Source organism: Micromonospora sp. NPDC005220 (assembly GCF_040607895.1).
Classification (GTDB): Bacteria; Actinomycetota; Actinomycetes; order Mycobacteriales; family Micromonosporaceae; genus Micromonospora.
In genome coordinates this window covers 1-23,347 of the sequence record NZ_JBEXHP010000080.1, presented here as the reverse complement: position 1 = coordinate 23,347, position 23,347 = coordinate 1, and the positions used below count along the sequence as shown (strand labels likewise).

The 23,347-nt window shown below is 73.1% G+C and carries 26 protein-coding genes, 1 pseudogene and 1 riboswitch; of the genes and pseudogenes, 18 read left to right on the top strand and 9 right to left on the bottom strand.

The features are described from left to right. Positions 1–270 precede the first annotated feature (270 nt). On the bottom strand, positions 271–891 hold the full coding sequence (locus tag ABZU52_RS23975) for a copper resistance CopC family protein (RefSeq protein WP_354973220.1): 621 nt from the start codon (positions 889–891) through the stop codon (positions 271–273). 253 nt (positions 892–1,144) lie between these two features. Between ABZU52_RS23975 and ABZU52_RS23970 the strand changes: the two genes are divergently transcribed. Next, positions 1,145–1,798, top strand: coding sequence for a hypothetical protein (locus ABZU52_RS23970; RefSeq protein WP_354973219.1), 654 nt, complete (start codon positions 1,145–1,147; stop codon positions 1,796–1,798). Between the two features lie 209 nt (positions 1,799–2,007). Here ABZU52_RS23970 and ABZU52_RS23965 read toward each other — a convergent pair whose 3' ends face one another. Together ABZU52_RS23965 and pyrE are read right to left on the bottom strand one after the other, a co-directional pair. Further along, positions 2,008–2,334, bottom strand: a complete 327-nt coding sequence (locus ABZU52_RS23965; protein WP_354973218.1) for a hypothetical protein — start codon at positions 2,332–2,334, stop codon at positions 2,008–2,010. A gap of 214 nt (positions 2,335–2,548) precedes the next feature. Continuing rightward, the gene (gene pyrE / locus ABZU52_RS23960; RefSeq protein WP_354973217.1) at positions 2,549–3,091 is read right to left on the bottom strand and encodes an orotate phosphoribosyltransferase; all 543 of its coding nucleotides are present in this window, start codon (positions 3,089–3,091) and stop codon (positions 2,549–2,551) included. 119 nt (positions 3,092–3,210) lie between these two features. Here pyrE and ABZU52_RS23955 point away from each other — a divergent pair, with 119 nt between their 5' ends. From ABZU52_RS23955 to fabF, 7 genes and pseudogenes are all read left to right on the top strand, one after another. Further along, positions 3,211–4,389 (top strand): histidine kinase, encoded by a 1,179-nt coding sequence (locus ABZU52_RS23955; protein WP_354973216.1) that lies wholly within the window; start codon positions 3,211–3,213, stop codon positions 4,387–4,389. Beyond that, the gene (locus ABZU52_RS23950) at positions 4,386–5,087 is read left to right on the top strand and encodes a response regulator transcription factor (RefSeq protein WP_354973215.1); all 702 of its coding nucleotides are present in this window, start codon (positions 4,386–4,388) and stop codon (positions 5,085–5,087) included. Before ABZU52_RS23955 ends, ABZU52_RS23950 begins: the two co-directional genes overlap by 4 nt. Positions 5,088–5,124: 37 nt before the next feature. Continuing rightward, a complete protein-coding gene (locus ABZU52_RS23945; RefSeq protein WP_354973214.1) occupies positions 5,125–6,426 on the top strand; it encodes a helix-turn-helix domain-containing protein in 1,302 nt (433 codons plus the stop codon). Positions 6,427–6,504: 78 nt separating this feature from the next. Beyond that, positions 6,505–7,413, top strand: a pseudogene (locus tag ABZU52_RS23940) (ACP S-malonyltransferase); the annotation flags it as partial. A 14-nt stretch (positions 7,414–7,427) separates the two neighbouring features. Continuing rightward, on the top strand, positions 7,428–8,372 hold the full coding sequence (locus tag ABZU52_RS23935) for a beta-ketoacyl-ACP synthase III (RefSeq protein ID WP_354973213.1): 945 nt from the start codon (positions 7,428–7,430) through the stop codon (positions 8,370–8,372). 85 nt (positions 8,373–8,457) lie between these two features. Then, a complete protein-coding gene (locus ABZU52_RS23930) occupies positions 8,458–8,697 on the top strand; it encodes an acyl carrier protein (protein WP_030330276.1) in 240 nt (79 codons plus the stop codon). 2 nt (positions 8,698–8,699) lie between these two features. Beyond that, positions 8,700–9,926: a beta-ketoacyl-ACP synthase II gene (gene fabF, locus ABZU52_RS23925; protein ID WP_354973212.1), complete on the top strand. Its 1,227-nt coding sequence runs from the start codon at positions 8,700–8,702 to the stop codon at positions 9,924–9,926. A gap of 51 nt (positions 9,927–9,977) precedes the next feature. Here fabF and ABZU52_RS23920 read toward each other — a convergent pair whose 3' ends face one another. Beyond that, on the bottom strand, positions 9,978–10,196 hold the full coding sequence (locus ABZU52_RS23920) for a hypothetical protein (protein ID WP_354973211.1): 219 nt from the start codon (positions 10,194–10,196) through the stop codon (positions 9,978–9,980). Positions 10,197–10,326: 130 nt separating this feature from the next. Between ABZU52_RS23920 and ABZU52_RS23915 the strand changes: the two genes are divergently transcribed. Next, positions 10,327–10,992, top strand: a complete 666-nt coding sequence (locus tag ABZU52_RS23915) for a lipoprotein (RefSeq protein WP_354973210.1) — start codon at positions 10,327–10,329, stop codon at positions 10,990–10,992. A 12-nt stretch (positions 10,993–11,004) separates the two neighbouring features. Here the strand turns inward: ABZU52_RS23915 and ABZU52_RS23910 are convergent, their stop codons facing one another. After that, positions 11,005–12,678 (bottom strand): glycoside hydrolase family 3 N-terminal domain-containing protein, encoded by a 1,674-nt coding sequence (locus ABZU52_RS23910; RefSeq protein WP_354973226.1) that lies wholly within the window; start codon positions 12,676–12,678, stop codon positions 11,005–11,007. Positions 12,679–12,833: 155 nt separating this feature from the next. Continuing rightward, positions 12,834–13,325 carry a DUF3145 domain-containing protein gene (locus tag ABZU52_RS23905; protein ID WP_354973209.1) on the bottom strand — a complete coding sequence of 164 codons (492 nt, stop codon included), beginning with the start codon at positions 13,323–13,325 and terminating at the stop codon, positions 12,834–12,836. Positions 13,326–13,633: 308 nt separating this feature from the next. Here ABZU52_RS23905 and ABZU52_RS23900 point away from each other — a divergent pair, with 308 nt between their 5' ends. After that, positions 13,634–13,963, top strand: a complete 330-nt coding sequence (locus tag ABZU52_RS23900) for a hypothetical protein (protein WP_088988216.1) — start codon at positions 13,634–13,636, stop codon at positions 13,961–13,963. Between the two features lie 78 nt (positions 13,964–14,041). On the opposite strand, the gene ABZU52_RS23895 is transcribed toward ABZU52_RS23900, so the two are convergent. Further along, the gene (locus ABZU52_RS23895) at positions 14,042–14,668 is read right to left on the bottom strand and encodes a carbonic anhydrase (protein ID WP_354973208.1); all 627 of its coding nucleotides are present in this window, start codon (positions 14,666–14,668) and stop codon (positions 14,042–14,044) included. A gap of 169 nt (positions 14,669–14,837) precedes the next feature. On the opposite strand from ABZU52_RS23895, the gene ABZU52_RS23890 reads away from it, so the two are divergent. The 5 genes from ABZU52_RS23890 to ABZU52_RS23870 all read left to right on the top strand — a co-directional run bounded on the left by ABZU52_RS23890 (position 14,838) and on the right by ABZU52_RS23870 (position 20,983). Beyond that, a complete protein-coding gene (locus ABZU52_RS23890) occupies positions 14,838–15,785 on the top strand; it encodes an alpha/beta hydrolase (protein ID WP_354973207.1) in 948 nt (315 codons plus the stop codon). A 108-nt stretch (positions 15,786–15,893) separates the two neighbouring features. Further along, positions 15,894–18,011 (top strand): AAA family ATPase, encoded by a 2,118-nt coding sequence (locus tag ABZU52_RS23885; RefSeq protein WP_354973206.1) that lies wholly within the window; start codon positions 15,894–15,896, stop codon positions 18,009–18,011. Between the two features lie 107 nt (positions 18,012–18,118). Continuing rightward, positions 18,119–19,036 carry a cation diffusion facilitator family transporter gene (locus ABZU52_RS23880; RefSeq protein ID WP_354973205.1) on the top strand — a complete coding sequence of 306 codons (918 nt, stop codon included), beginning with the start codon at positions 18,119–18,121 and terminating at the stop codon, positions 19,034–19,036. Between the two features lie 117 nt (positions 19,037–19,153). Then, positions 19,154–19,285: riboswitch (cyclic di-AMP (ydaO/yuaA leader) on the top strand. Between the two features lie 56 nt (positions 19,286–19,341). Next, positions 19,342–20,355, top strand: a complete 1,014-nt coding sequence (locus ABZU52_RS23875; protein WP_354973225.1) for a hypothetical protein — start codon at positions 19,342–19,344, stop codon at positions 20,353–20,355. Positions 20,356–20,497: 142 nt separating this feature from the next. Then, entirely contained in the window at positions 20,498–20,983 is a 486-nt protein-coding gene (locus tag ABZU52_RS23870) for a hypothetical protein (protein WP_354973204.1), read from the top strand. A gap of 5 nt (positions 20,984–20,988) precedes the next feature. Here ABZU52_RS23870 and ABZU52_RS23865 read toward each other — a convergent pair whose 3' ends face one another. Further along, a complete protein-coding gene (locus ABZU52_RS23865; RefSeq protein ID WP_354973203.1) occupies positions 20,989–21,453 on the bottom strand; it encodes an SRPBCC family protein in 465 nt (154 codons plus the stop codon). An 88-nt stretch (positions 21,454–21,541) separates the two neighbouring features. On the opposite strand from ABZU52_RS23865, the gene ABZU52_RS23860 reads away from it, so the two are divergent. After that, a complete protein-coding gene (locus tag ABZU52_RS23860) occupies positions 21,542–21,682 on the top strand; it encodes a hypothetical protein (protein ID WP_354973202.1) in 141 nt (46 codons plus the stop codon). Positions 21,683–21,700: 18 nt separating this feature from the next. On the opposite strand, the gene ABZU52_RS23855 is transcribed toward ABZU52_RS23860, so the two are convergent. Then, complete coding sequence (locus ABZU52_RS23855) at positions 21,701–22,063, bottom strand: STAS domain-containing protein (protein ID WP_030330302.1); 363 nt, start codon at positions 22,061–22,063, stop codon at positions 21,701–21,703. Positions 22,064–22,450: 387 nt separating this feature from the next. Here ABZU52_RS23855 and ABZU52_RS23850 point away from each other — a divergent pair, with 387 nt between their 5' ends. Both ABZU52_RS23850 and ABZU52_RS23845 read left to right on the top strand, forming a co-directional pair. Continuing rightward, on the top strand, positions 22,451–22,588 hold the full coding sequence (locus ABZU52_RS23850) for a hypothetical protein (RefSeq protein ID WP_354973201.1): 138 nt from the start codon (positions 22,451–22,453) through the stop codon (positions 22,586–22,588). Positions 22,589–22,757: 169 nt separating this feature from the next. Then, positions 22,758–23,156, top strand: coding sequence for a hypothetical protein (locus ABZU52_RS23845; RefSeq protein WP_354973200.1), 399 nt, complete (start codon positions 22,758–22,760; stop codon positions 23,154–23,156). Positions 23,157–23,347: the final 191 nt, after the last annotated feature.

Below are 23,347 nucleotides of genomic sequence, written 5' to 3'. Positions count from 1 at the left end.
AGGGGGGCGCCCCGGTTTGTATATGCTGTTGGGGGGGGTTAACACCCCCCCCAAACCCCCCGCCCCCGCCCCCCAAACATCCAACACCCACGAAGCGGGGCGGGTTGACGAACAGCCACTCGCCCTGACGCAACGGGCGTTGGGGTTGGCCCGGCCCCGGGACGGTCGATGCCCGGTCGGATTCAGGACGGCGTCGCCGGCGCTGCCCGCTACGGGGTCTCCCTCGAGCCGGGGAGCGGTGAGGTTACCGACCGGGCATCAAGTGGATCATCAAGCGCCTCGGCGGCGGCGGAAGACGAGGCCTGCCGCGAGTGCGGCGAGCAGCAGCAGGCCACCGAGCGCCCAGAGCCACCAGCGACCGCCGGAGTCGGACTGCTCGGACGCCGCCGGCACCGGGGAAGCCGCCGAGCTGCCGGGTGTCACCGACCCGGGCCCGCCGGGGGGTGAGCCGACGGCAGACGGGTCAGCCGAGGGCGCCCCGGCCGACGCCGACGCCGACGGACCAGCGGCCGACGGCGAGGCGGACGGGTCGGCGGCGGTGCCGGTGGTGAGGGTGAACCGCACCTCGCCCTTCACCGGATGCCCGTCGGACGACGCGAGCTGGTAGCCGACGATGTAGAGCCCGGCGGCGGCCGGTTTGAACGGCACCCACACTCGACTGCCGTCGAAGGCGGGAGTCCCGCCAGCGACCACATTGTCCGGTCCGGTTATTGTGATCTTCGTCGTAGCTGGCGACGGCTTGGCGAGGAACCGCAGCTCGACCCGGGCCGGTGCCGCCGCCACGCGGGCGCCGTCGCGCGGGTTGCTGCCGGTCAGCTCGTTGTGGGCGGCGGCCGGTGTCGCCGGCACCAATAACGACACACCGAACGCCACGCCGAGCACCACTGGCATGACCCGCACCGTACGTGTAACCCTGCCCCCCATGAACCCCTCCGTAAGGGTACGATCCGCCCGCTGATCAAACGGCTCCTCATTAGTCGAGCAGAGATCGCAGATAGTTCCAATTACTTGTTCGAAAGCTGCAACGCATCGACGTTCTGCGGAGTCTGTAGGAGTGGACGCGACCATCTGGTCGATGCCGCACCGGCAGGCCGGGTCCAGACATCACAACGAAGCCATCCATCGAACGGGGCGAGGAGGCGGGATGGTCCGACACATGAGGCGGTTGGCCGCCGTGTTGGCGGGCACGCTGGCGGCGGCGTTGCTGTCGCTCGGCACCGCCGGCTCGGCCTCGGCGGCGCCGAAGCCGGCACCACCCGCCGGAGTGGACATCACCGGCACGGGGCTGTCCACTCCGCTGCGGCTGCACGCGGACACGGATCCCGCCCTCGTGGGCGCGGTCATCGACCAGGTCAACTTCCTCGCTCGCACCGGCATGCCGACCGGGCCGAAGGCAGCGAACCTCGGTCCGAAATACACGGTCGTGGTGCTCGCCGGCGAGACGCCGAAACAGACGTACGACCTCTATCCCAAGGCGGTCGGCGGCCCTCGCGTCTACCGCCCGGCGAAGCAGCCGGACGGCCGCAAGACCAGTGCCGGGTGGTTCCTGGGTCGGCTCAGCATGTCCGAGACCCTGCGTACCGCCGGGGTGCCGCTGGAGCGGCAGTTCGACACGGTCAGCGGCGGCGCGGGCGGCGGCGAGCGGGTGCTCCCGGAGGACACGCTCGACCCGGCGAAGGACCTCGACGAGGCGCTCGGCGACCTGCAACGCCTGCTGCTGCTCAACGTCGGCGTCATGCTGACCATCACGGTCGGCCTCGCCGGGATCGCTCTGCTGATCCGCCGCCGCACGCGCTGATCCGGCACTGGCGCTGATCAGCCAGGCTCGCCGATTAGCGCCAGTGCCGGCGGTGGCCAGCCCCTGGGCGGTAGTGGTCAGCCCTAATGCCGGCGGTGGCCAGCCGATGGCCGGCGGTGGCCAGCCGATGGCCGGCGGTGGCCAGCCCTAATGCCAGCGGGGGCCAACCCCTGGGCGGTGGTGGCCAGCCCCTAGCGGCGGCGGTGTGGTCAGCACCAGCGGCGCGGTGGGCGCTCCCGACGGGTGGCCCGTGGACGCGGCCGGACCGGGCCGTGTCGATGCGCCCCGGCCCAGCCGGGACGTTCGCTGAGGCAACCAGCGGGAACGTCCGAGTCGGGTTCGGCGAGTGTGCTGGGCTCGCCGGCGCGCTGGCGCGGAAGCTGAGGGTCGTCATCGGCCCGGCCGGCGAGCGGTTCCACCGGGTGCGCCGGCCCGCCGCCGACCGCCCGGCGGTGTTTGCCAGCCGCCTGCGGGTCGTGCCCCAGCCGGCAGGGCTCGCCCTGGGCGCAGCCGTGCTCGGCCTCCCCGTGCGCCATTCCCGGTCTCCTCACGCTCGCCTCACCCTCGGGTGCTCTCCCCCGAGGTGCCCTGTCACCGTACTGGCCGGGACCGACGGGCCGCGCGCAGCGTACCCGGGGCCCGGACCAGCCGGTCCGCGAAGACGCCGCTCAGCGCGGAACCCGGTTACGCAGTTCACAGCTTCTTTCCGCACCGTTCACCAGTGACCGGGCCGGCGGGGCGGACCGGCGCTCAACGGGTGCGGTGAGCCTCCAGATCGGCCCGGGTGAGGAGCGCCCGCAGAGCCACGCCGTGCCGGGCGAGCGCCTGCGCTCCACCCTCGGCCCGGTCGATGACGCAGAGGGCGTGCTCCACCCGGGCACCCAGATCGCGTAGTTGCCCGGTGGAGATGACCACCTGACCACCGGAGGTGACCACGTCCTCGACCACCAGCACCCGCCGACCGGCCACCTCCGCCCCCTCGGCCAGCCGGGCCGTGCCGTACGCCTTGGCGCTCTTGCGGACGAAGGCGCAGGGCAGCCCGGTGTGCCGGCCGAGCGCGGTCACCACCGGGATGCCGCCCATCTCCAACCCGGCCAGCACCTCGGTCTCGGTCGGGACCAGGAGCGCCAGTTGGGCGGCCACCCGGTCCAGCAGCCGGGGGTCGGCCTCGAAGCGGTACTTGTCGAAGTACTCGTCGGCGGTCCGCCCGGAGCGGAGCACGAACGTGCCGGTCAGCCGGCAGGTGGTGTCGATCTCGCGGGCCAGCGCGGCCAGGGTCTCCACATCGGTCATGATGATCATTATCAGGCCGGTGGGGCGCGATCCGGGTACCCCTTTCGGCGCATGGCGGCGCCGTCGGGGTCCTCCCCGGGGCGGAGTTCGGCGGGCGACGCCTGTGGTGGGATCGGGGCATGCGTCCGCCACCGTGGCTCGATTCCGGCACCCTCGGCCGTGACCTCGTGCTGGCCGGCGCGTCGCTTGCCGGCGGCCTGGTGCTGTACGCCCTGGGTTGGCAACCGCAGGTCCGTCCGAACACCGAGGTGCCGTCGGCGTTGTTCCTGCCGCCGCTGGTGGCGGTGTGCGTCGCTGTCGGCCTACGGCGGGTAGCACCGCGCGCCAGCCTGGCCGTGGGGACCGGCGCGCTGGTGGTGGACACGGCGCTGGGCAGTTCACTGGGCACGGTCCTGGTCTACACGCAGGTGCTCTACGACGCCTGCGTGTACGGGCCGCCCCGGCTGTGGCGGTGGTTGCTGCGGATCACCGTGGCGCTGAGCCTGGTCGGGGTGGTCGTCGGCGTGCTCGGGTTCGGCCAGTGGCGCGGGGCGGCGCTCGGGGTGCTGGTGGTGCTCGCCGGGGTGCTGCCGGTCCTGACCGGCATCAGTGTGCGGCAGTACCGCGACCAGGCCGCCGCCGAGCGGACGCGGGCCGAGCAGACCGCCCGCCTGGTCGAGTTGGACCGCCGGCAGGCGGTCAGCGCCGAACGGGCCCGGATGGCCCGGGAGCTGCACGACGTGGTCGCGAACCACCTCAGCGCGGTGGCCATCCACGCCACCGCCGTGCTCTCCGTGCCCGGGTTGGATCGCGGTCAGGTGGAGTCGGCGTTGCGGGTGATTCGGGAGAGCAGCGTGCAGGGCCTGGCGGAGATGCGTCAGATGATCGAGGTGCTGCGTGAGCCCGGCGGCGGGTCGGTCGGTGCCGAGGTGGTCACCGCGCGGCTGGCCGAGGCGGACGGGCTGGTCGAGCGGGTCCGGGCGGCCGGCCTCGCGGTGCAGGTCCGGACCGATGGCACGCCGAGTGCGCTGCCGGTGGGGGTGGACCTTGCCGCGTACCGGATCGTGCAGGAGTCGCTGACGAACGCGCTCAAGCACGGCACGGGTGAGGCGGAGCTGACCATCGCGTACCGACCGGCCGAGGTGGTGCTGACGGTGGAGAACCCGGTCCGCCGGGGCGGGGCCGGGCTGCCGGGCGCCGGGGCCGGGCTGATCGGCATGCGGGAGCGGGCCACGCTGCTGGCCGGCCGGTTCACCGCCGGACCGCTCGACGGGCGTTGGCAGGTACGGGCGGCCCTGCCCACCGGGGAGGGCGGGTGACCGGGCCGGCGTGGCCACCGGGCGACGCCGGCGCGGCGCCGGTGCGGGTGGTGCTCGCCGACGACCAGCCGGCGGTACGGGCCGGACTGGCCCTGATCCTGAACGGCTCACCGGGCGTCGAGGTGGTCGGCGAGGCTGCCGACGGTGACGCCGCGGTGCGCCTGTGCCGGGAGCTGCGCCCCGACGTGGCGGTGCTGGATGTGCGGATGCCGCACCGGGACGGGATCTCCGCGACCCGGACGATCGTCACCGACGGGCTCGCCGACGTGCTGGTGCTCACCACCTTCGACCTGGACGAGTACGTCTTCGGGGCGTTGCGGGCCGGCGCGGCCGGGTTCCTGCTCAAGGACACCGACGCCGACGGCCTGGTCAGCGCGGTGCGGACGGTGGCGCGGGGCGACGGGTTCATCGCGCCCACGGTGACCCGCCGGCTGATCACCGCGTTCGCGGCCACCGCGCCGGGCGCGTCGGCGGACGTCCGGGCCGCGCTGGGCACGCTCACGCCGCGCGAGCGGGACGTGTTGGCCTGCCTCGGGTTGGGCCTGTCCAATCAGCAGATCGCCGATCGGCTGGTGCTGGCGGAGAGCACCACCAAGACCCATGTGAGCCGGATCCTGGCGAAGCTGGACCTGCGCAGCCGGGTGCAGGCAGCGATCCTGGCCCAGGAGGTGGGCCTGCCCCCACCCCCGCAGCCGTGAGACGGCGCCCGAACGCGGCTGGCGGATCGGTGCCGACGTGGTTGGCCTGCTCACGACGTGTCAGGCTAGGGCGGTGAGCACGCCGGGCGGTGGGGAGCTGTCGGCCACGCTGCGCCGGATCGAACGATCGGCGGGGGCGTTGGCCACCTCCAGCGTGGCCCGGATGGACGAGACCCTGCCCTGGTTCCGGGCGCTGCCGGCCGACCAGCGGTCCTGGGTGATGCTGGTCGCCCAGGCGGGCGCGAGGTCGCTGGTGCAGTGGCTGCGCGACGGCGGTGGCACGGCGGACAGCACCCAGGAGGTCTCGGACGAGGTCTTCGCCGCCGCCCCGCAGGCGCTGGCCCGGTCGATCACCCTCCAACAGACCGTGGCGTTGATCAAGGTGACGATCGACGTGGTCGAGGAGCAGGTGTCGCACCTGGCCGCCGAGGGCGAGGAGCAGCAGCTCCGCGAGGCGGTGCTGCGGTTCTCCCGGGAGATCGCGTTCTCCGCCGCCCGGGTGTACGCGCGAGCCGCCGAGTCGCGCGGCGCCTGGGACGCCCGGTTGCAGGCGCTGCTGGTGGACGCGCTGCTGCGGGGTGACTCGCCGGACGTGCTGGCCAGTCGGGCCGCGGCGCTCGGCTGGACGGACGCGCCGCCGGTGGCGGTGGCGGTTGGTCGGTCCCCCGGCGGCGAGGTCTCCGCGGTGCTGCACGTGGTCTACCGGCAGGCCCGCCGGATCGGCGTGGAGGTGATCGGCGGCGTCCACGGCGACCGGCTGGTGATCGTGCTGGGCGGCGCACCGGACCCGCTGACCGCCACGGCGAAGCTGCTGAGCGCGTTCGGGGACGGCCCGGTGGTGGTCGGTCCCGCCGTACCCAGTTTGGACGAGGCGACCGAATCGGCGCGGGCCGCGCTGTCCGGCTTCCGGGCCGCGCCGGCCTGGCCCCGCGCGCCCCGGCCGGTCCCGGCCGCGGACCTGCTGCCGGAGCGGGCCCTCGCCGGCGACGCGGAGGCCCGTCGGCGGCTCCGCCACGATGTGTACGCGACACTGGTGCGCGCCGGCGGGGAACTGCTGGCGACCCTGGACGCCTTCTTGGCCGCCGGTGGCACGCTGGAGAGCGCGGCCCGGGCCCTGTTCGTCCACCCGAACACGGTGCGTTACCGGTTGCGTCGGATCGCCGAGGTGACCGGGTTCTCGCCGCTGTCTCCGCGGGACGCGTTCGCCCTTCAGGTCGCGCTGACCGTCGGTCGGTTGGACCCGGTCGCCCCGCTCGTCCCGCCGGTCCCGAGTCAGACAATGACCCCGGCTAACCGGAAATCGGCGCAAAAAGAGGATGATCCCCGCCGATCTTTGTAGGGAACCTCCAAAGGTTCTAGTACGGTTTGGTCGAAGGCGGCACAGCGTTACCCGCCCTTATCCGGGAGAGTCATAGGCGTGCTCGCCGTACTTAGTCCCGGCCAGGGTTCTCAGAAACCCGGCTTCCTGACCCCCTGGCTCGACCTGACCGGCACTGAGGCACGACTGCGCGAGTGGTCGGCGTTGGCCGGGGTCGACCTGCTGCACCTGGGCACCGACGCCGACGCCGACGAGATCAAGGACACCGCCCGCACCCAGCCGTTGCTGGTCGCCGCGGCGTTGCTCGCGGCCGAGCACCTGCCGCTGGACGGCGTCGCGCTCACCGCCGGCCACAGCGTCGGCGAGTTGGGTGCCGCCGCCCTGGCCGGTGTGCTGTCGGCCGACGCCGCGATCACCCTGGCCGGCGTACGCGGCCGGGAGATGGCCGCGGCGTGCGCGCTGGAGCCGACCGGAATGGCAGCGGTGCTCGGCGGTGACCCGGACGAGGTGATCGCCGCGATCGAGGCGAACGGGCTGTACCCGGCCAACCGCAACGGCGCCGGGCAGATCGTCGCCGCGGGCGCCCTGGACGGGCTCGACAAGTTCGCCGCCGCGCCGCCCGCCCGGACCCGGATCATCCGACTCCAGGTGGCCGGCGCGTTCCACACCCCGTACATGGCTCCGGCCGAGACCGCGCTCGCCGCGGAGGCCGCCGGAATCACCCCCGCCGACCCGGTCCGGACCCTGCTGTCGAACCTCGACGGCACCGCGGTCGACAACGGGGCGGCCATGGTGCAGCGCCTGGTCCGTCAGGTCACCGCGCCGGTGCGCTGGGACCTGTGCATGCGCACGCTGGCCGACCTCGGCGTCACCGGCGTGATCGAACTGCCGCCGGCCGGCACCCTCGCCGGCCTGGTCAAGCGGGAACTCAAGGGCGACGGCGCCCCGGAGATCGTCACCCTGAACACCCCGGACGACCTGCCGGCCGCACGGGACCTGATCGCCCGTATCGGAGGTCGTTCATGACTGGCAGTCGCATCGTCTCGATGGGGCACTACCAGCCCTCCCGGGTGGTGACCAACGACGACATCGCCCAGCTCGTCGACACCAACGACGAGTGGATCCGCGACCGGGTCGGCATCGTCAGCCGGCGGATCGCCGACAGTGAGACGGTCGCCGACATGGCCGCCGCGGCCGCCGGCAAGGCGCTGGCCAACTCGGGCCTGACCGCCGCCGACATCGACCTGGTCGTGGTCGCCACCTGCTCCTCCATCGACCGCAGCCCCAACGTGGCCTGCCGGGTCGCCGCCAAGCTGGGCATCACCGCGCCGGGCGCGTACGACCTCAACACCGCCTGCTCGGGCTTCGCGTACGCGCTGGGCACTGTCGACCACGCCATCCGGGCCGGGGCGTCGCGCAACGCGATCGTCATCGGCGCGGAGAAGCTCTCCGACTTCACCGACTGGACCGACCGCTCGACCTGCATCATCTTCGCGGACGGGGCGGGTGCCGCGGTGGTCTCCGCCACCGCCGACGACGAGCCGGCCGGGATCGGCCCGGTGGTCTGGGGTTCGGTGCCGGACAAGAGCGACGCGGTCCGCATCGAGGGCTGGCGTCCGTACATCCAGCAGGAGGGGCAGGCGGTGTTCCGCTGGGCCACCACCGCGCTGGCGCCGCTCGCCCTTCAGGCCTGCGAGCGGGCCGGGGTCGACCCGTCGGAGCTGGCCGCGTTCGTGCCGCACCAGGCCAACGCCCGGATCATCGACGGCATCGCCAAGCGGCTCAACATCCCCAACGCGATCATCGCGAAGGACATCGTCGAGTCCGGCAACACCTCCGCGGCGAGCGTTCCGCTGGCCCTGTCCAAGCTGGTCGAGCGCCGGGAGGTGCCCTCGGGCGCGCCGGTGCTGCTGTTCGGCTTCGGCGGTGGTCTGACCTACGCCGGTCAGGTCGTCCGCTGCCCCTGATGACCCCCTCGGGCGCGTACGCGTCCAGGAGCGGTGGCCGGCGACGCCGGCCGCCGGAGAACCCCGATGAAAGGAACCAACCGCAATGACCCGTGACGAGATCACCACCGGCCTCGCCGAGATCCTCGAAGAGGTTGCCGGGGTGAACCCGGACGACGTGGCCGAGGGGAAGTCCTTCACCGACGACCTCGATGTCGACTCGCTCTCCATGGTGGAGGTCGTGGTCGCGGCCGAGGAGAAGTTCGGCGTCAAGATCCCGGACAACGAGGTGCAGAACCTCAAGACCGTCGGCGACGCTGTCAGCTACATCGCGGCGCAGTCCTGATCATGAGTCGTCCTGACGTCGTCGTCACCGGGCTCGGCGCGACGACCCCGCTTGGCGGGGACGTCGCGTCGACCTGGGACGCCATGCTCGCCGGCCGCTCCGGGGTGAGTGCCCTCACCCAGGAGTGGGCCGAGCAACTGCCGGTCCGGATCGCCGCCCAGTTGGCCGTGGAGCCGTCCGAGGTGCTGGACCGGGTCCGCCTGCGCCGCCTGGACCGTTCCGAGGCGATCGCGATCATCGCGGCGCAGCAGGCCTGGGCGGACGCCGGTCTCGCCGGCTCCGACCTCGACGGCGAGCGGTTGGCCGTCAGCGTCGGCTCCGGCATCGGCGGTGCCACCACCCTGCTCGCCCAGGACGACATCCTGGAGGCCTCCGGGCCACGGCGGGTCTCCCCGCACACCATCCCGATGCTGATGCCGAACGGTCCGGCCGCCTGGGTCGGGCTGGAGCTGGGCGCCAAGGCCGGCGTGCACTCGGTGGCCAGCGCCTGCGCGACCGGCGCCGAGGCGATCGCCCTCGGCCTGGACATCATCCGTTCCGGCCGGGCCGACGTGGTGGTGGCCGGCGGCACCGAGGCGGTCATCCACCCGCTGCCGATCGCCGGCTTCAGCTCGATGCGGGCCATGTCGACCCGCAACGACGACCCGGAGCGGGCCTCCCGCCCGTGGGACCGGGGCCGGGACGGCTTCGTCCTCGGCGAGGGCGCCGGCATTCTGGTGCTGGAGCGGGCCGAGCACGCCGCGGCCCGGGGCGCCCGGGTGTACGCGCGCCTCGCCGGCGCCGGCATCACCTCCGACGCGTACGACATCGTGCAGCCGCACGCCGAGGGCGAGGGCGCCATCCGGGCCATCGCCAAGGCGATCGCCGACGCGGACATCGCCAAGCGGGACATCGTGCACGTCAACGCGCACGCCACCTCGACCCCGGTCGGGGACATGCTGGAGATCGGCGGGTTGCACAAGGCGCTCGGTGACCACCCGGTGCTGTCCGCGACGAAGTCGATGACCGGTCACCTGCTCGGTGCGGCCGGCGCGTTGGAGTCGATCGCCACCATCCTGGCGATCCGCGACAGCGTCGTCCCGCCGACGATCAACCTGGACGACCCGGAGCCCGGCCTCACCCTGGACGTCGCCGCGCACAAGGCCCGACACATGGAGATTCCGGCCGCGTTGAACAACGCGTTCGGCTTCGGCGGCCACAACGTGGCGCTCGTCTTCGCCCGCCCCTGAGTTTCCTGCCGCGAGGGCCTCTCCTCGTGCAGGAGGGGCCCTTGCGGTCGTTCAGCCTCGGTTGCGGGGGTGCTGCTTCGCGGTGCGTTCGTTGCCGTGGCGGTAGTTGCCGGTCCAGCGGGCCATCACCAACTGCGGGTCGTCGTCGACCTCGGCGAGGAACTCCGCGGCCCGAGCACCGCGCAGCGTGCCGGCTACCCGTCCGTGGTGGGTGATCACCACAGTGCCGTCCGCCCGTTGCACATGCCGGAATCCTGATGCCGCTCCCATGGGGGGAGGTTGTCAGACCGACCGGGGCGGGGCGACCCAATTTTCGCCGCGCCGGCACGATCCCGATTGACGTCGGCAGAACGCCCGGCTTGAATGGGCCGACCGAAGATCGACTGACGGGGACACCACCATGGACACTCGCACCCGCGTCGCCGTGTCGGCGGCGCTCGCCCTCGGCCTGCTGGCCGGCTGCGGCGACGACGACGCCGCTCCCGCCGGGCCCGCGGCCGGCGGCCCGGCCCCGCAGGCCACGGGCGAGCCCTGGTACGACGAGGTGGCCCCGGCCTCGCCCAGCGGCACGACCGGCGGCACGGGTTCCCCCTGCCCGATACCGGTGTCGTTTCCGCTAGCCGACGGGTGGACCGCGAAGGCGGTCGAGCCACCCAAGGGCGAGCTGGCGGAACTGGTCGGCGAGGCGCTCACCAAGCGCGGCGGCACCACCGCGCGGTGCGAGGTGGACGGCCGATCGGCCGGCGGCGGATTCCTGCGGATCTGGTCGGCGGATCCGCCGACGGTCCCGCCGCGCGCCGTACTTGAGGGTTTCGCCGCCGGAGCCGGCGAGACGGTCACCGGCCAACAGGTCCGCGACCTCCGCGCCGGCGGCTTCGACGCCACCGAGATGACCTGGCTCGCCACCAACCCGCTGGCCGAGGAGGAGTCGCGAAACTGGGCGCTGGCCGTCCAGTCGGCGGGGCAGACGCTGGTCTTCGCGGTCAACGAGGGTCTGATCATCGAACGGACCGACGTGCTGCCGGCGTACCGGCTCGCGGTGCGAGGGCTCGCAAAGAGCGAGTGAGGTCGCCCCGGGTCAGGTGCGACAGGTGGTCGCGGGCAGTCCGGGGACGGCCACCGGGGAGCGGCCGCCCGGCCGGGCCTTGCCGGCGAGCACGGCGGCCAGGGCGGTCATCGACGCCCGGCTGGAGGAGTACGTGGCCAGCAGCGTCGGTGACTTCGCACCGGCCAGCACGTACGGGGTGTCCATGGCGACAGTGACCGCCGCGTCGGGGCGCAGGTCCTTGGCGCCGTCGCCGTAGCCCACCAGGTGCACGATGGTGCCGCCGCTGGGCTTGACCTTCACTCCGGCGGCGGTCAGCGCGGCGGTGAGGGTGGCCCGGGTGCCGTCCCGGCCGCCGGACGAGGTGACGGTGACCGGCCCAGGTACCGCCCCGCCGCAGGCGCCCTTCAGCACGGTGACGGCCGCGGCGGCCAGCGCGTCGGCGGCAGCCCGGTGCGCCGGGCTGTTGAGCGAGGACATCTGCGCCGCCGGCAGCTCGGCGAGCCGGAACTTCATGGTCAGCACCCGAGTGACCGCCTCGACCAGCCGGGTGCGGGGCAGCGATCCGTCACGCAGCGCGGCGAGCAGCCCGTCGTACGCCTGACCGACGTTGGGGGTCATCAGGATGAGGTCGTTACCGGCGTTGAGCGCCCGGACGGCCGCCTCGCCGGGCGCCCAGCGCTTCGCGGGCGGCATGTTCATCCCGTCGGTGATCACCACGCCCTTGAAGCCGAGTTGGCCGCGCAGCACGTCGGTGAGCAGCTTGTGCGAGAACGTCGCCGGGGTCCCCGGGTCGATCGCGCGGGCGTCCAGGTGACCGGACATCACGGCCATCGCGCCCGCGTCCATCCCGGCGGTGAACGGCGGCCACGCGCCGGCCTGCAACGCCGCGGCGGACTGGGTGAGCACCGGAAGGTCCTGGTGCGAGTCGTCGGCGCTGTGGCCGTGCCCGGGGAAGTGCTTGAGAGTGGCCGCGACCCCGACCGCCTGGAGGCCACGGACCGCCCCGCCCACCTGCGCGGCGGCCTGCTTCGGGTCGGCGCCGTACGAGCGGGAGCCGATCACGGTGCTGCGGGTGGCCAGCACGTCGGCCACCGGAGCGAAGTCGATGTTGATGCCCATCGCGGCCAACTCGGTGCCGGCGGCCCGCCAGGCGGCCTCGGTGAGCTTCGGGTCACCGGCCGCGCCGGCCGCGAGGGCGCTGGGCAGCACGGTGACCCCGTCGGTCACCCGGGTGACGACGCCGTACTCCTGGTCGGTGCCGATGAGCAGCGGCGCGGGGCCGGCGGCGAGCCGACCGGCGGCGGTACGCAGCCCGGTGGTGAGCTCGTGCACCTGCTTGGGGTTGTCGACGTTCGTGGTCTCCTGGTTGCCCTTGGTCGGGTCGTCGGCGCTGAAACCGACCAGGATCAGGCCACCCAGTCGGTACTTGGCGATCATGTCGGCCGGGGTGTCGACCCCGGCGAGAGCCTGGTTACCGGCTGCCGAGCCGGCGGAGACCTTCGTCGCCGAGTCGCCGTAGGCGTACGGCATCAGCACCTGGCCGACCAGGTCCTCGTCGGCCAGCGTCGCCACCAGCGCGGCGGCGCGGCTGGCCGGGTCGTCGGCCGGCGGCGCGGCCGGTGCGCTCGGGCCGGCGGACGAGGCGGCCGGGCTGGGCGTCGGGGCGGGGCGGGGCGAGCCGCCCGAGCAGCCGGAGACGAGCATTGCGGTCAGGGCGGCGACAGCGACACGGGCGCGCCACGGGCGATTCGACACGCCACCTATCCCACCAGTTCCCCCTTATCGGGGCAACTTGACCTTACCGCCCGCACGCCGCATCGCCGGCGCGCACGCACGTCGCCGACTCGCGGGCCGTCGGGTCAGCCGACCCGAGTGAGCAAGGTCACCGGGGCACCGTCTCCGGCGTACCGGTAGGGCTCCAGGTCAGCGTCCCACGCCGTGCCGAGCGCCTTGTCGAGGGCGTGCGCCAGCGCCTCCGGGGCCCGGGAGGCCGCCATCAGCGCCCGAAGGCGGTCCTCGCCGAGCTGGATGTCGCCGGCCACGCCGACCGTCGCCCGGAACAGGCCACGGGCCGGCACGTACATGAAGCGCTCACCGTCGACGCCGGAACTCGGCTCCTCGGTAACCTCGAAACGGATCATGGGCCACTGCCGTAGGGCAGCAGCCAGCTCGGCGCCCGTCCCCGGACGACCGGTCCACCCGCACTCGGCCCGGCGTGCGCCGGGGTCGACGGGCTGAGCCGTCCACTGCAGGTTGACCGGCGCGGCTAGGACGCGCGCGATCGCCCACTCGACGTGTGAGCACACGGCGAGCGGGGTCGAGTGGACGTATACGACGCCACGCGTTGGCACGGTGACCTCCCGGAGAGCGAGGTGCGTCTTCCCCTACGACCTCGTCCACCCAGGTGGCTGCTGCAACACATGATTACTCCTGTGACGCGTGGTGCGCCAGGGAATCGGAAAAAACGCCGGGTGGAATAGCCGGACGGGTGGTCGCCGTTGCCTCTCAGGACACCGCGGCGACCAGCATGATGTCGTGGTCCTGTACAGTTCCACCGGCGGCTTATGCCGCGTTACACCTTCGCGGGCCGAGTCACGTACGACCCGCACACAGCCCCCGGACGTCCAGTCCTCCCGTACGTCTTGCAAGGAGTACCTCCGTGGCGAGCAACACCTCTAAGACCGCGCGCGCGTCCGTCCGGGCCGGCCAGGCTGGCCAGGGTGGCGCCCTCAGCGTGCTGGGCGAGTTCAAGTACCTCATCCCGCTCAACGGCGGCAAGCACGCCTACGTGCGGAACCTGACCAACGGCAAGACCGCGCACCTGCGCACGGACTCCGACGCCTTCGTCGAGGAGATCCGCGTGCTGGCCGCCGCCGGCCACGCCGCCAAGATCCGTGCGGAGATCAACAACCTGGCTGCCGCCCACCCGGGCGACGGCTGGGAGGCCACCGAGAAGCGCCTGGTCGCGGCCGGCGTCTTCGAGGGCTGAGCCCCTCCCCCACCGCATCATCTGAAACCGCCCGCTGGGAGTTCCCGGCGGGCGGTTTCGCATGTCCGGGGGGTCGGGTCAGCCTGGATCGAGCAGGGCGACCTCGCCGGTGGCCAGGTCGTAGAGCCCGCCGACCACGGCCACCCGGCCGGCGGTTACCGGCCCGGCCAGCAGGTCGTCCTCGCGCAGGGTGTGCACCGTGCGCCGGACGTGTCGGCGGATCGCCAGCGGCAGCACCGCCGGATCGTCGATCCCCGCCTCGGTGACCGCCGGGGCGATCTCGTCCACCAGGTGCGCCAGAGACCCCCCGGGACGCTGCCCGGTGCGCAGCGCCTCGACCGTGGCGTCCACCGCGCCGCACCGCTCGTGGCCGAGGACCATCACCAGCGGTACGCCGAGCTGGCCGACCACGTACTCGATCGAGCCGCAGACGGCGCGATCGAGCACGTGCCCCCCGGTACGGATCACGCAGATCGCGCCGAACGTCTGGTCGAAGATCGCCTCCAACGGCACCCGGGAGTCGATGCAGCCGAGCACCACGGCGTACGGCTGCTGGTCGCCGGAGGCGGCGGCCGCCGCGGCAGTGACGTCGTGTCCGTGCACCGGCCGGCCGCTGACGAACCGCCGATTACCGGCGAGCAGATCGGCGAGCGCGGCGCGGGGCGTACCGCCGGCCTGCCGCCCCGACCCCGACGCCGCGCCCATGGGCGCTCCCGACGACCCCATGCCGTTCAGCTTGGCCCGCCGCCGTCGCGCACGGGCGAGGTCGGGAATGTTCGCCGCAGCGCGATTGGCGTGGTGTCCTGGCGGGTAGCCGGTGTTACCGCCGGGTATCCCGGTGCCGGTGGTACTGGGCGGCCCTGGGGAGGTGGCGATGCCGGAGCGGTTCGAGGTCGGTCTGCCGGACGGCGTACGGCTCAACGTCGAGGCGACGGGTCCGGCGGACGCCCAGGTCACCGCCATCCTGCTGCACGGCTGGACGCTGGACGGACGGGCCTGGCACCGGCAGGTCGACGCGCTCACCGCGGCGCCGTTCGGCGATGCGGTGCGGGTGGTCGCCTACGACGCGCGGGGGCACGGCCGATCCAGCTGCATGGCGCTGCCCACGGCCACCCTGGCCCAGTTGGGTGACGACCTGGCCGCGGTGATCGACGCCGTCGCGCCGAGAGGCCCGGTGGTGCTGGTCGGGCACTCGATGGGCGGCATGACGATCATGGAGTACGCCCACCGCCACCCCGCGCACTTCGCCGCCCGTACCGCCGGCCTGGTCTTCGTCTCGACCACCGCCGAGGGGCACACGCACACCGTCTACGGGCTCTCGCCGCGGATCGCCCGGCTGATCCGGCTGGCCGAGACGACCGGCGCCGGTGTGCTGGCCCGGTGTGGCTCGTGGCGGGCGCCCCGGGCACTGCTGAACGCGCTGCAACCGAGCATCCGGTGGATGCTCTTCGGTGACCGCTGCGAGCCGGCCGACATCCGTCTGGTGACGTCGGCGGTGGCTCGCGCCTCGCTGCGCTCGATCGGCGGGTTCCGCGCCTCCATCGGCACCCAGCACCGACTGGACACCCTCGCCGCGTTGGCCCACCTGCCGGCCGCCGCCCTGGTCGGCGACCGGGACCGGCTGACCCCACCACCGTGCGCCGAGTCGATCGCGGCGGCTCTGCCGGCCACCGAGCTGACCGTCTGCCCGGGTGCCGGGCACATGCTGATGATGGAGCGGCCGGACGAGGTGAACGCCGCGCTCACCGGCGTGCTGCGGCGGGTGCTCGCCGGAACGACGCCGAAACGACGGGACACGACCCCCGCCGGGACGGGTGCCTGAGCACGTTCGCGCACCTCGGGCGCGGCGGGTCAGGCCCGGGGCCGTACCCTTCTGCGGTTGGCCCGCGCGGTTCCCGCCGCCTGCCGGCGACCCTTGAAGGAGCGTGCGTTGACCGACCAGACCGGCCTGGAGCAGGAGATCGCCGTCGAGCAACGGCACCTCGACCGGGTGTACGCCCGACTGGCCGAGCTGCGGCAGTCGGCCGTCCGCGCCGAGCGTGACGGCTACCGGATGGCGCGGGTGGGCACGCACGGCGCCCTGGTCGAGCGCGACGCGATGGTCTTCCACGCGGCGCAGCGGCGGCACACCCTGGACGCCGAGCACGAGGGGCTGGTCTTCGGTCGGCTGGACCTGCGCGACCGTCAGGTGCTGCACGTCGGGCGACTCGGAATCCGCGACGAGGACGCCCGCACGCTGGTCGTCGACTGGCGCGCGCCGGCCGCCGCCGCCTTCTACCAGGCCACCCCGGCGCAGCCGCTGGACGTGGTGCGGCGTCGCACCATCCAGTCCCGCGCCGAGCGGGTCACCCGCATCGAGGACGACCTGCTGGACCCGACCGCCGCCCCGGAGGGGATGACTGTCGTCGGTGACGGCGCGTTGCTGGCCACCCTGTCCAAGGCCACCGGCCGGGGCATGCGCGACATCGTGGCGACCATCCAACGCGAGCAGGACGAGGCGATCCGCTCACCCGGCTCCGGGGTGACGATCGTCGCGGGCGGCCCCGGCACCGGCAAGACCGCGGTCGCCCTGCACCGGGCCGCGTTCCTGCTCTACTCCGACCGCAGCCGGTACGCCGGCGGCGGCATCCTGGTGGTCGGCCCGTCGTCGGTCTTCGTCGAGTACATCGGCTCGGTGCTGCCGTCGCTCGGTGAGGACACCGCGACCCTGCACTCGCTGGGCACCCTCTTCCCGGGGACGCCCGCGACCCGCCCCGACCCGCCCGAGGTGGCGGCGGTGAAGGGTTCGCTGCGGATGCGCCGAGTGCTGGAGCGGGCGGTGCGCGACGCGGTGCCGGGCGGCCCGGGTGAGCTGCGGCTGCTCTACCGGGGCACGCTGCTGCGGCTGGACCGGGCCGCGCTGGACCGGATCCGGGACCGGGCGCTGCACCGCGGCGCGCGACGCAACGAGGTGCGCCGGGCGGGTTTCGACGGGGTGTTCGCCGCGCTCTGGGCGCAGGCCCGTGAGTTGAGCAGCGGTCGGCTGCCGGAGCAGCCGGCCTTCGAGGCGGAGATCGCCGAGCGGCCGGAGTTCCGGGAGTTTCTCAAGGAGTGGTGGCCTCGGCTGCACCCCCGGCACGTGCTCGGCTGGCTGGCGCAGCCGGACCGGCTGCGCCGCTACGCCGGGGGAATCCTCTCCTCGGCGGAGATCCGGCTGCTCAACGCCGCGTACCGGAACCTGGACTCGGCCGGGCTGACCATCGCCGACGTGGCGCTGCTGGACGAGTTGGACGCGCTGCTCGGTAAGCCCGCGCAGCCGGCCCGCGCGCGACGCGATCCGTTCCAGCTCGCCGGTGGCGTCCGCGAGTTGAGCACCCTCGGCGAACGGCAGCGGGCCGCCCGCGCGGCGGCCCGGGAGCGCCCGGAGGACTACCGGGACTACGCGCACGTGGTGGTGGACGAGGCGCAGGACGTCTCGCCGATGCAGTGGCGGATGATCGGTCGACGCGGCCGGCTGGCCTCCTGGACCGTGGTGGGCGACCCCGCGCAGACCGCGTGGACCGGCGATCCGGAGGAGCTGACCCGAGCCCGCGACCAGGCGCTGGGCCGGCGCAAGCGACACGACTTCACGCTCACCACCAACTACCGCAACTCGGCGGAGATCTTCGCGGTGGCGGCGGCGGAGATCCGTCGGCTCTACCCGGACCTGCCGCTGCCGACAGCCGTCCGCTCCACCGGGGTCGAGCCGGTCGAGCTGGTGGTGCCGGCGACGGGGTTGGAGGCCGCGACCGTGCAGGCCGCCGCCGGCCTGCTGGCCGAGGTGGAGGGCACGGTCGGCGTGATCACGCCGGTCCCCCGCCGGGACGAGGTCGCCGGTTGGCTCGGCGCGCTCGCCGCGCCGAGGTTGCAGGTGGTGACCAGCCTGGAGGCCAAGGGCATGGAGTACGACGGGGTGGTGCTGGTCGCCCCGAGCGAGATCCGGGCGGATCCGGGTGCCGGGGTACGCACCCTGTACGTGGCGCTCTCCCGGGCCACCCAGCGGCTCACCACGATCGACCCGACGGGCTGACGGGCGCGGACCGCCCCCGGTAGGGAGACGCAGCCCATACACTTGCACACATAGCGATGTGAGCATACATTTGACCGGGTCCCGACCAGCGGCGGAAGGTGGTTCTCGTGGGCGCAGGTCATGACCACCACCACGGGTCCGTCGCCAATGCCGCACAGCAGCACAAAGGTCGCCTCTGGGCGGCATTCGGGCTGCTCGCCACCCTGATGGTGGTGGAGGCGGTGGTCGCCCTGCACACCAACTCGCTCGCCCTGCTCTCCGACGCCGGGCACATGTTCACCGACGTGCTCGGCATCGGGATGGCGCTCGCCGCGATCACGGCGACCCGGCGGGCCACCGGCGACCCGCAGCGCACCTTCGGGCTCTACCGACTCGAGGTGCTCGCCGCGCTGGCCAACGCCGTCCTGCTCTCCGGCGTCGCGATCTACGTGGTGATCGAGGCGATCCGCCGTTTCGGCGACCCGCACCAGGTCATCGCCGGCCCGATGCTCGCGGTGGCCGTGCTCGGTCTGCTCGCGAACATCATCGCCTTCGCCCTGCTCCGCGCCGGGGCCCGGGAGAGCATCAACCTCCAGGGCGCCTACCTGGAGGTGCTCGGCGACCTGCTCGGCTCGGTCGGCGTCATCGGCGCGGCGCTGCTCATCACCGTCACCGACTGGTGGTGGGCGGACCCTCTGGTCGCGGTCGCCATCGGCGTGTTCATCCTGCCGCGTACCTGGCGGTTGGCCCGAGCCGCCATCCGCATCCTGGTGCAGGCCGCCCCGGAGCACCTCCAGGTGACCGCCGTGCACGACCGGCTGGCCGCCGTTCCCGGCGTCGTCGAGGTGCACGACCTGCACGTCTGGACGCTCACCTCGGGCATGGAGGTGGCCTCCGCGCACCTGACCATGGCACCCGGCGCGGAGGTCGGCGCGGTGCTCACCGCGGCGCGTACCGCCCTGCACGACGACTTCCGCATCGAGCACGCCACGTTGCAGATCGAGCCCGGGGCCGCCCCCGGAGCGTGCGGCTCCATCGAATGGTGACGGCACCGTCATTTACCGTGCCGACGCCCGCACCGTCCGTCACATCGGCTGCAGCCGCCCCACTGGCACCGGTAGGCTCGGTCCCGGCCTCCACCAGGCGGCGCCTCCCGGCGCCGGTGGTGGTCGCCGCCTAATCGCCCAACTGGGCGAACCGGGGAACCATGTTCCTGGGGTGTATCCGCGTCAGCGGTAGGGATCTTCCGTCCCGAACCCGTCAGCTAACCCGGTCGGCGGCTGACGGAAGGACATGCGCAGTGGCACCAGCACGACCGCCCGCCGCCAGACTGGCGGCCCTGATCGTCGCGATGTTCGCCCTCGGCGTCGCGCTTCCGGCCGGCACCGCCTCGGCCGCTCCCCCGACCGGCCTGCGGGCCGCCGCACCCGACTCCGACGAGGAGGGCGGCACCCCGACGTTGCGCGCCCAACTCGAGGCGGCCAGCAAGGGCTACCTGGACGCGAAACGCGCCCTGGACACCTCCGTACAACGGCAGCAGCAGCTCGCCACCCAGCTGAAGACCATCGAGGGCGAGATCGACCAGCGCAACGGCAAGGTCGGCGCGATCGCCGAGGTGGCGTACCGCACCGGGCGGCTCGGCGCGATGTCGGCGTTGCTCAACAGCAACACCCCGGAAGGCTTCATGGACCGGGCGGCCGCACTGGACGCGGTGGCCGCCAACGAGGACCGGGTGCTGCGCGACCTGCTGAACAGCAAGGACAAGGCCAACCGCACCCGGGTCGCGCTGGACGGCGAGATCATCGAGCAGCGCAAGCAGGTCGCGGTGATGGCCAAGCGCAAGGAGCAGGCCGAGCGGGCCCTGAGCGTGGCCACCACGGCCAAGCCGCAGACCACCGCCGACACCGGCTCCAACCGGGGCACCTCCACCGCCAACGCGACGGCCGCGCCGCGCAACTCCGACGGCTCCTGGCCTTCCGAGTCGTGCAGCGTGAACGACCCCACGCCGGCCAACGGCTGCATCACCCCGCGCACCCTGCACGCGCTCAACCAGGCCAAGGCGGCGGGCTTCACCCGGTACGTCTCGTGCCACCGCCCCAGCGGCTCCGGTGAACACCCGAAGGGCCGGGCCTGCGACTTCGCGGCGCAGAAGGGCGGCTTCGGCGGGAACGCCACCGGCGGCGACAAGACCTACGGCAACAACCTGGCCGCGTACTTCATCCGCAACGCGGACCGACTCGCCGTGCTCTATGTGATCTGGTACAGGCAGATCTGGCTGCCCAGCAGCGGGTGGAAGTCGTACAGCGGGGCGCAGGGCACCCCGTCCACCGACCACACCAACCACGTACACCTGTCGGTCTACTGACCCACACGTGGTGATGCCTGTGAGTCATCGTGATGACTCACAGGCATCACGTGCGTCCGGGGCCGGGCTACGTCGTCGGGCGTACCCCTGATGTCGTCGCTCGTCGGACGACCCGGCCGGAGCCGGCGGGCAGCATCGCGGTATGCCTCGGATCCGACCCGCCACCCGCAAAGCGCTGCTCACTCTGCACCTGGTCACCTCGCTGGGCTGGCTCGGCGCCGACCTGGTGCTGCTCACCCTCGGCATCGCCGTGCAGCGGGGCGCCGACCCGGGGGTGGTCTATCCGGTCATGACCCTGGTCGGCACGGTGCTGTTCGCGCCGCTGAGCGTCCTGGTCTGGCTGATCGGAGTCGCCAGTTCGCTGCTCACCCCCTGGGGTCTGCTGCGCTACCGCTGGGTGCTGGTCAAGCTCGTGCTCACCACGGTGATGGTCGGGCTGGTGCTGTTCCTGCTCACCCCGAACCTGCGCCACGCCGGAGCGGTCGGCGCCGCCCTGCCCGCCCGGGATCGCGCCGACCTGGTCATCGCGCCGGCGGTGTCGACCAGCCTGATGATCATCGCGACGGTGCTCTCCACCTACAAGCCGTGGGGCCGACGGGCTCGGCCACGGGGGCCGGCAGCGGCGTGAGGCGGTCAGGGGGGCGGTGGGTTGTTGCTGCGGTCGAGGGCCGCGCCCAGCCGGGTGGCGAGGGCCAGGTGGGCGGCTCGGGCCTGGCGAAACGCGTAGCGGAACAGCGGCGTCGGCGCGGTCAGCGTGATCTCCACGTCGATGCGGACCAGGCCATCCGGCTCGGCGCCCAGACGGGTGTGGTTGCGCACCGTGGTGGCCGGCCACTGGCGGGCCACCATGACGATCTCGTCGGCCTCGCTGATCAGCACGTCCGCCTGGTAGGTGGTTCGGAAGCGCAGCGGCCCGGCCGCCAACCGGTCGTTGATCGTGTAGCTGGCCTGGGCGCCGGGCCGGGGCGGCACCCGGCGGACCCGGACGATCAGCGGATGCAGCTCACCCTGCCGGGTCAGGTCGCTGAGCAGCGCGGCCGCCTCGGCGGGTGAGCACCGGGCCTGAACGGTGTAGCTGAAGGTATCGCTGCTGAGCACACCGTCTCCTGCCGTCGTTGGTCGCCCGATCGTCCCGTACCGATGTCTGGCTGGCAACGCCCGACGGACGCCCGGGCAGCTGCGCGGGGTGCGGCGAGAGCCGGGGCAGGCCGCACAGCCCGGCACGGACGTGGCGCTGCTGGCAGCGGGGTACGCGTCGGTGACGGCCATCCGGGCGGTCACCGACGCGACCGACATCGACCTGGACGGCCTGGACGAGCAGCTCTGACGAGGACGTCCGGCGCGCTCAGGCGCCGGGCAGCACCTCGGGAGTGGCCGCGCCGGCGAAGTAGGGCTCCGGGGCACCGAAGAGGCCGAGCAGGCCGGTCACCCAGAGCTGTCGGTGCACGAACCGGCTCGGCTCGGTGACCACCAGCTTGACGTCGCTGACCTCGGCCGTCTGGAAGCCGGCCACCATGGCGCTGATGCCGACCGAGTCGATGAAGGTGACCAACCTCATGTTCAGCTCGATGCGCAGCGGGCGGCCCTTGGCCAGCACCTCCGCGATCGCTTCGCGCACCTCGTACGCGGTGTCGACGTCGATCTCGCCCCGTGGGGCGATCTCCACGACACCACCGGACAGAACCGACTTCACGATCGACAGGCTCACGCGAGCACCTCCACCCGCCCGTCCCCCGGGCGCCTCATCAGTACGCGGGCCGCGACCGAGAGTATTCCTCCGACGGCCTCGGTCGCCACCCCTCGGGATGAGCAATTCACGGATCCGGGCCCACAAAGCCACCCATATCCGCACTTTTCAGTATCTGATTACTCAAGACTTTTCGTTATCTGATCATCGACGATCGGTCGTGACCGACGCGCCGCCGAACCAGGGTAGCGGGCCGCACCCGACGCACCCGGCAACCGGCCGAGGTCATCCGACTGCCCCGTGTGCCGTCGGCGTGTCGCCCACCGCCGTCCGACGCGATCGGCGCCCACTGTTGCCGACGCGCCCTAGCATCGACCGGAGGCACCACCGCGACGGAGAGGATCTTCGATGATCAAGCGACTTGCCGGGCTGGCCGGCGTCGGCGTTCTGCTCGCTCTCGTCCTGGCCTGCGGTTTCGGTGGCGGAGACGACGATGACGACGACGACGACTTCGCCTGGGGCGTCGCCGTGTCGGCGGTGCGCTGAGTCGGCGCCGCACCGAGTCACGGCGGGCCGAGTTCCCGGTGCTCCGCGGCGGGCGGGGTTTGCGTCCGGCTGACGCGGGGCACTGCGGGGTGGACGACACCGTGACGCGCTGGAAAGACGCCGAAGTCCGAAGTGGCCGGCGGCTTCGGCACCTGAGGAGGTAACCACGATGTTCGGAACCAACCTGCTTGACCGCCGCAGCAAGCCGGAGCGGATCGCGGACCAGGCCTGGGAGCACCTGCTCTCGGCCGTCAGCTCCGCCGGAGACAGTGTGCGGGACACCGCCCGCTCGGCCCGCCGCAACAGCAGCGACCTCGCCGACGGGGCGGGTGACCTGGTGGGATCCGCCGCCGAAGAGGCGCGACGCCGTGCCTCGCTGGCCTTCGACGCGCTCGCCGGCCGACAGCCGGCACTGCCCTGGACGCTCCTGATCGGCGCCGCGCTCGTCGGCGCGGCGGTCGGTTGGGCCGTCGGCTCCGCCGCACGGGCCGCCGGCAGCCGCGACGACCGTGCCGTCGACGACGTGGAGTTCGTCGACGTCGACCGCCCCAACTCCCCCGCCGTCTGAACGACAGCACCACCACGGGCCCCGCTCGCCTCAGGTCGAGCGGGGCCCGCCGTGGTGGCACATCCGGCCGCCCGCGTCGATCATGCAGTTGTGGTGGTGGAGGGTGGGTGGGCCGGGGGGGCGGGGGGCGGGCCCCGCCCGCCGGCCCGCCGGGCGGGGGGGGGGGGGGGGTGCGGGCGGGTGACCCCCGC

Bases quoted from the DNA above. Each gene is read 5' to 3' on its own strand.
- ABZU52_RS23975 (WP_354973220.1), bottom strand. From the start codon at position 891: ATGCCAGTGGTGCTCGGCGTGGCGTTCGGTGTGTCGTTATTGGTGCCG.
- ABZU52_RS23970 (WP_354973219.1), top strand. From the start codon at position 1,145: ATGGTCCGACACATGAGGCGGTTGGCCGCCGTGTTGGCGGGCACGCTG.
- ABZU52_RS23965 (WP_354973218.1), bottom strand. From the start codon at position 2,334: ATGGCGCACGGGGAGGCCGAGCACGGCTGCGCCCAGGGCGAGCCCTGC.
- pyrE (WP_354973217.1), bottom strand. From the start codon at position 3,091: ATGACCGATGTGGAGACCCTGGCCGCGCTGGCCCGCGAGATCGACACC.
- ABZU52_RS23955 (WP_354973216.1), top strand. From the start codon at position 3,211: ATGCGTCCGCCACCGTGGCTCGATTCCGGCACCCTCGGCCGTGACCTC.
- ABZU52_RS23935 (WP_354973213.1), top strand. From the start codon at position 7,428: ATGACTGGCAGTCGCATCGTCTCGATGGGGCACTACCAGCCCTCCCGG.
- ABZU52_RS23930 (WP_030330276.1), top strand. From the start codon at position 8,458: ATGACCCGTGACGAGATCACCACCGGCCTCGCCGAGATCCTCGAAGAG.
- fabF (WP_354973212.1), top strand. From the start codon at position 8,700: ATGAGTCGTCCTGACGTCGTCGTCACCGGGCTCGGCGCGACGACCCCG.
- ABZU52_RS23920 (WP_354973211.1), bottom strand. From the start codon at position 10,196: ATGGGAGCGGCATCAGGATTCCGGCATGTGCAACGGGCGGACGGCACT.
- ABZU52_RS23915 (WP_354973210.1), top strand. From the start codon at position 10,327: ATGGACACTCGCACCCGCGTCGCCGTGTCGGCGGCGCTCGCCCTCGGC.
- ABZU52_RS23910 (WP_354973226.1), bottom strand. From the start codon at position 12,678: ATGCTCGTCTCCGGCTGCTCGGGCGGCTCGCCCCGCCCCGCCCCGACG.
- ABZU52_RS23895 (WP_354973208.1), bottom strand. From the start codon at position 14,668: ATGGGCGCGGCGTCGGGGTCGGGGCGGCAGGCCGGCGGTACGCCCCGC.
- ABZU52_RS23890 (WP_354973207.1), top strand. From the start codon at position 14,838: ATGCCGGAGCGGTTCGAGGTCGGTCTGCCGGACGGCGTACGGCTCAAC.
- ABZU52_RS23875 (WP_354973225.1), top strand. From the start codon at position 19,342: ATGTTCGCCCTCGGCGTCGCGCTTCCGGCCGGCACCGCCTCGGCCGCT.
- ABZU52_RS23870 (WP_354973204.1), top strand. From the start codon at position 20,498: ATGCCTCGGATCCGACCCGCCACCCGCAAAGCGCTGCTCACTCTGCAC.
- ABZU52_RS23850 (WP_354973201.1), top strand. From the start codon at position 22,451: ATGATCAAGCGACTTGCCGGGCTGGCCGGCGTCGGCGTTCTGCTCGCT.
- ABZU52_RS23845 (WP_354973200.1), top strand. From the start codon at position 22,758: ATGTTCGGAACCAACCTGCTTGACCGCCGCAGCAAGCCGGAGCGGATC.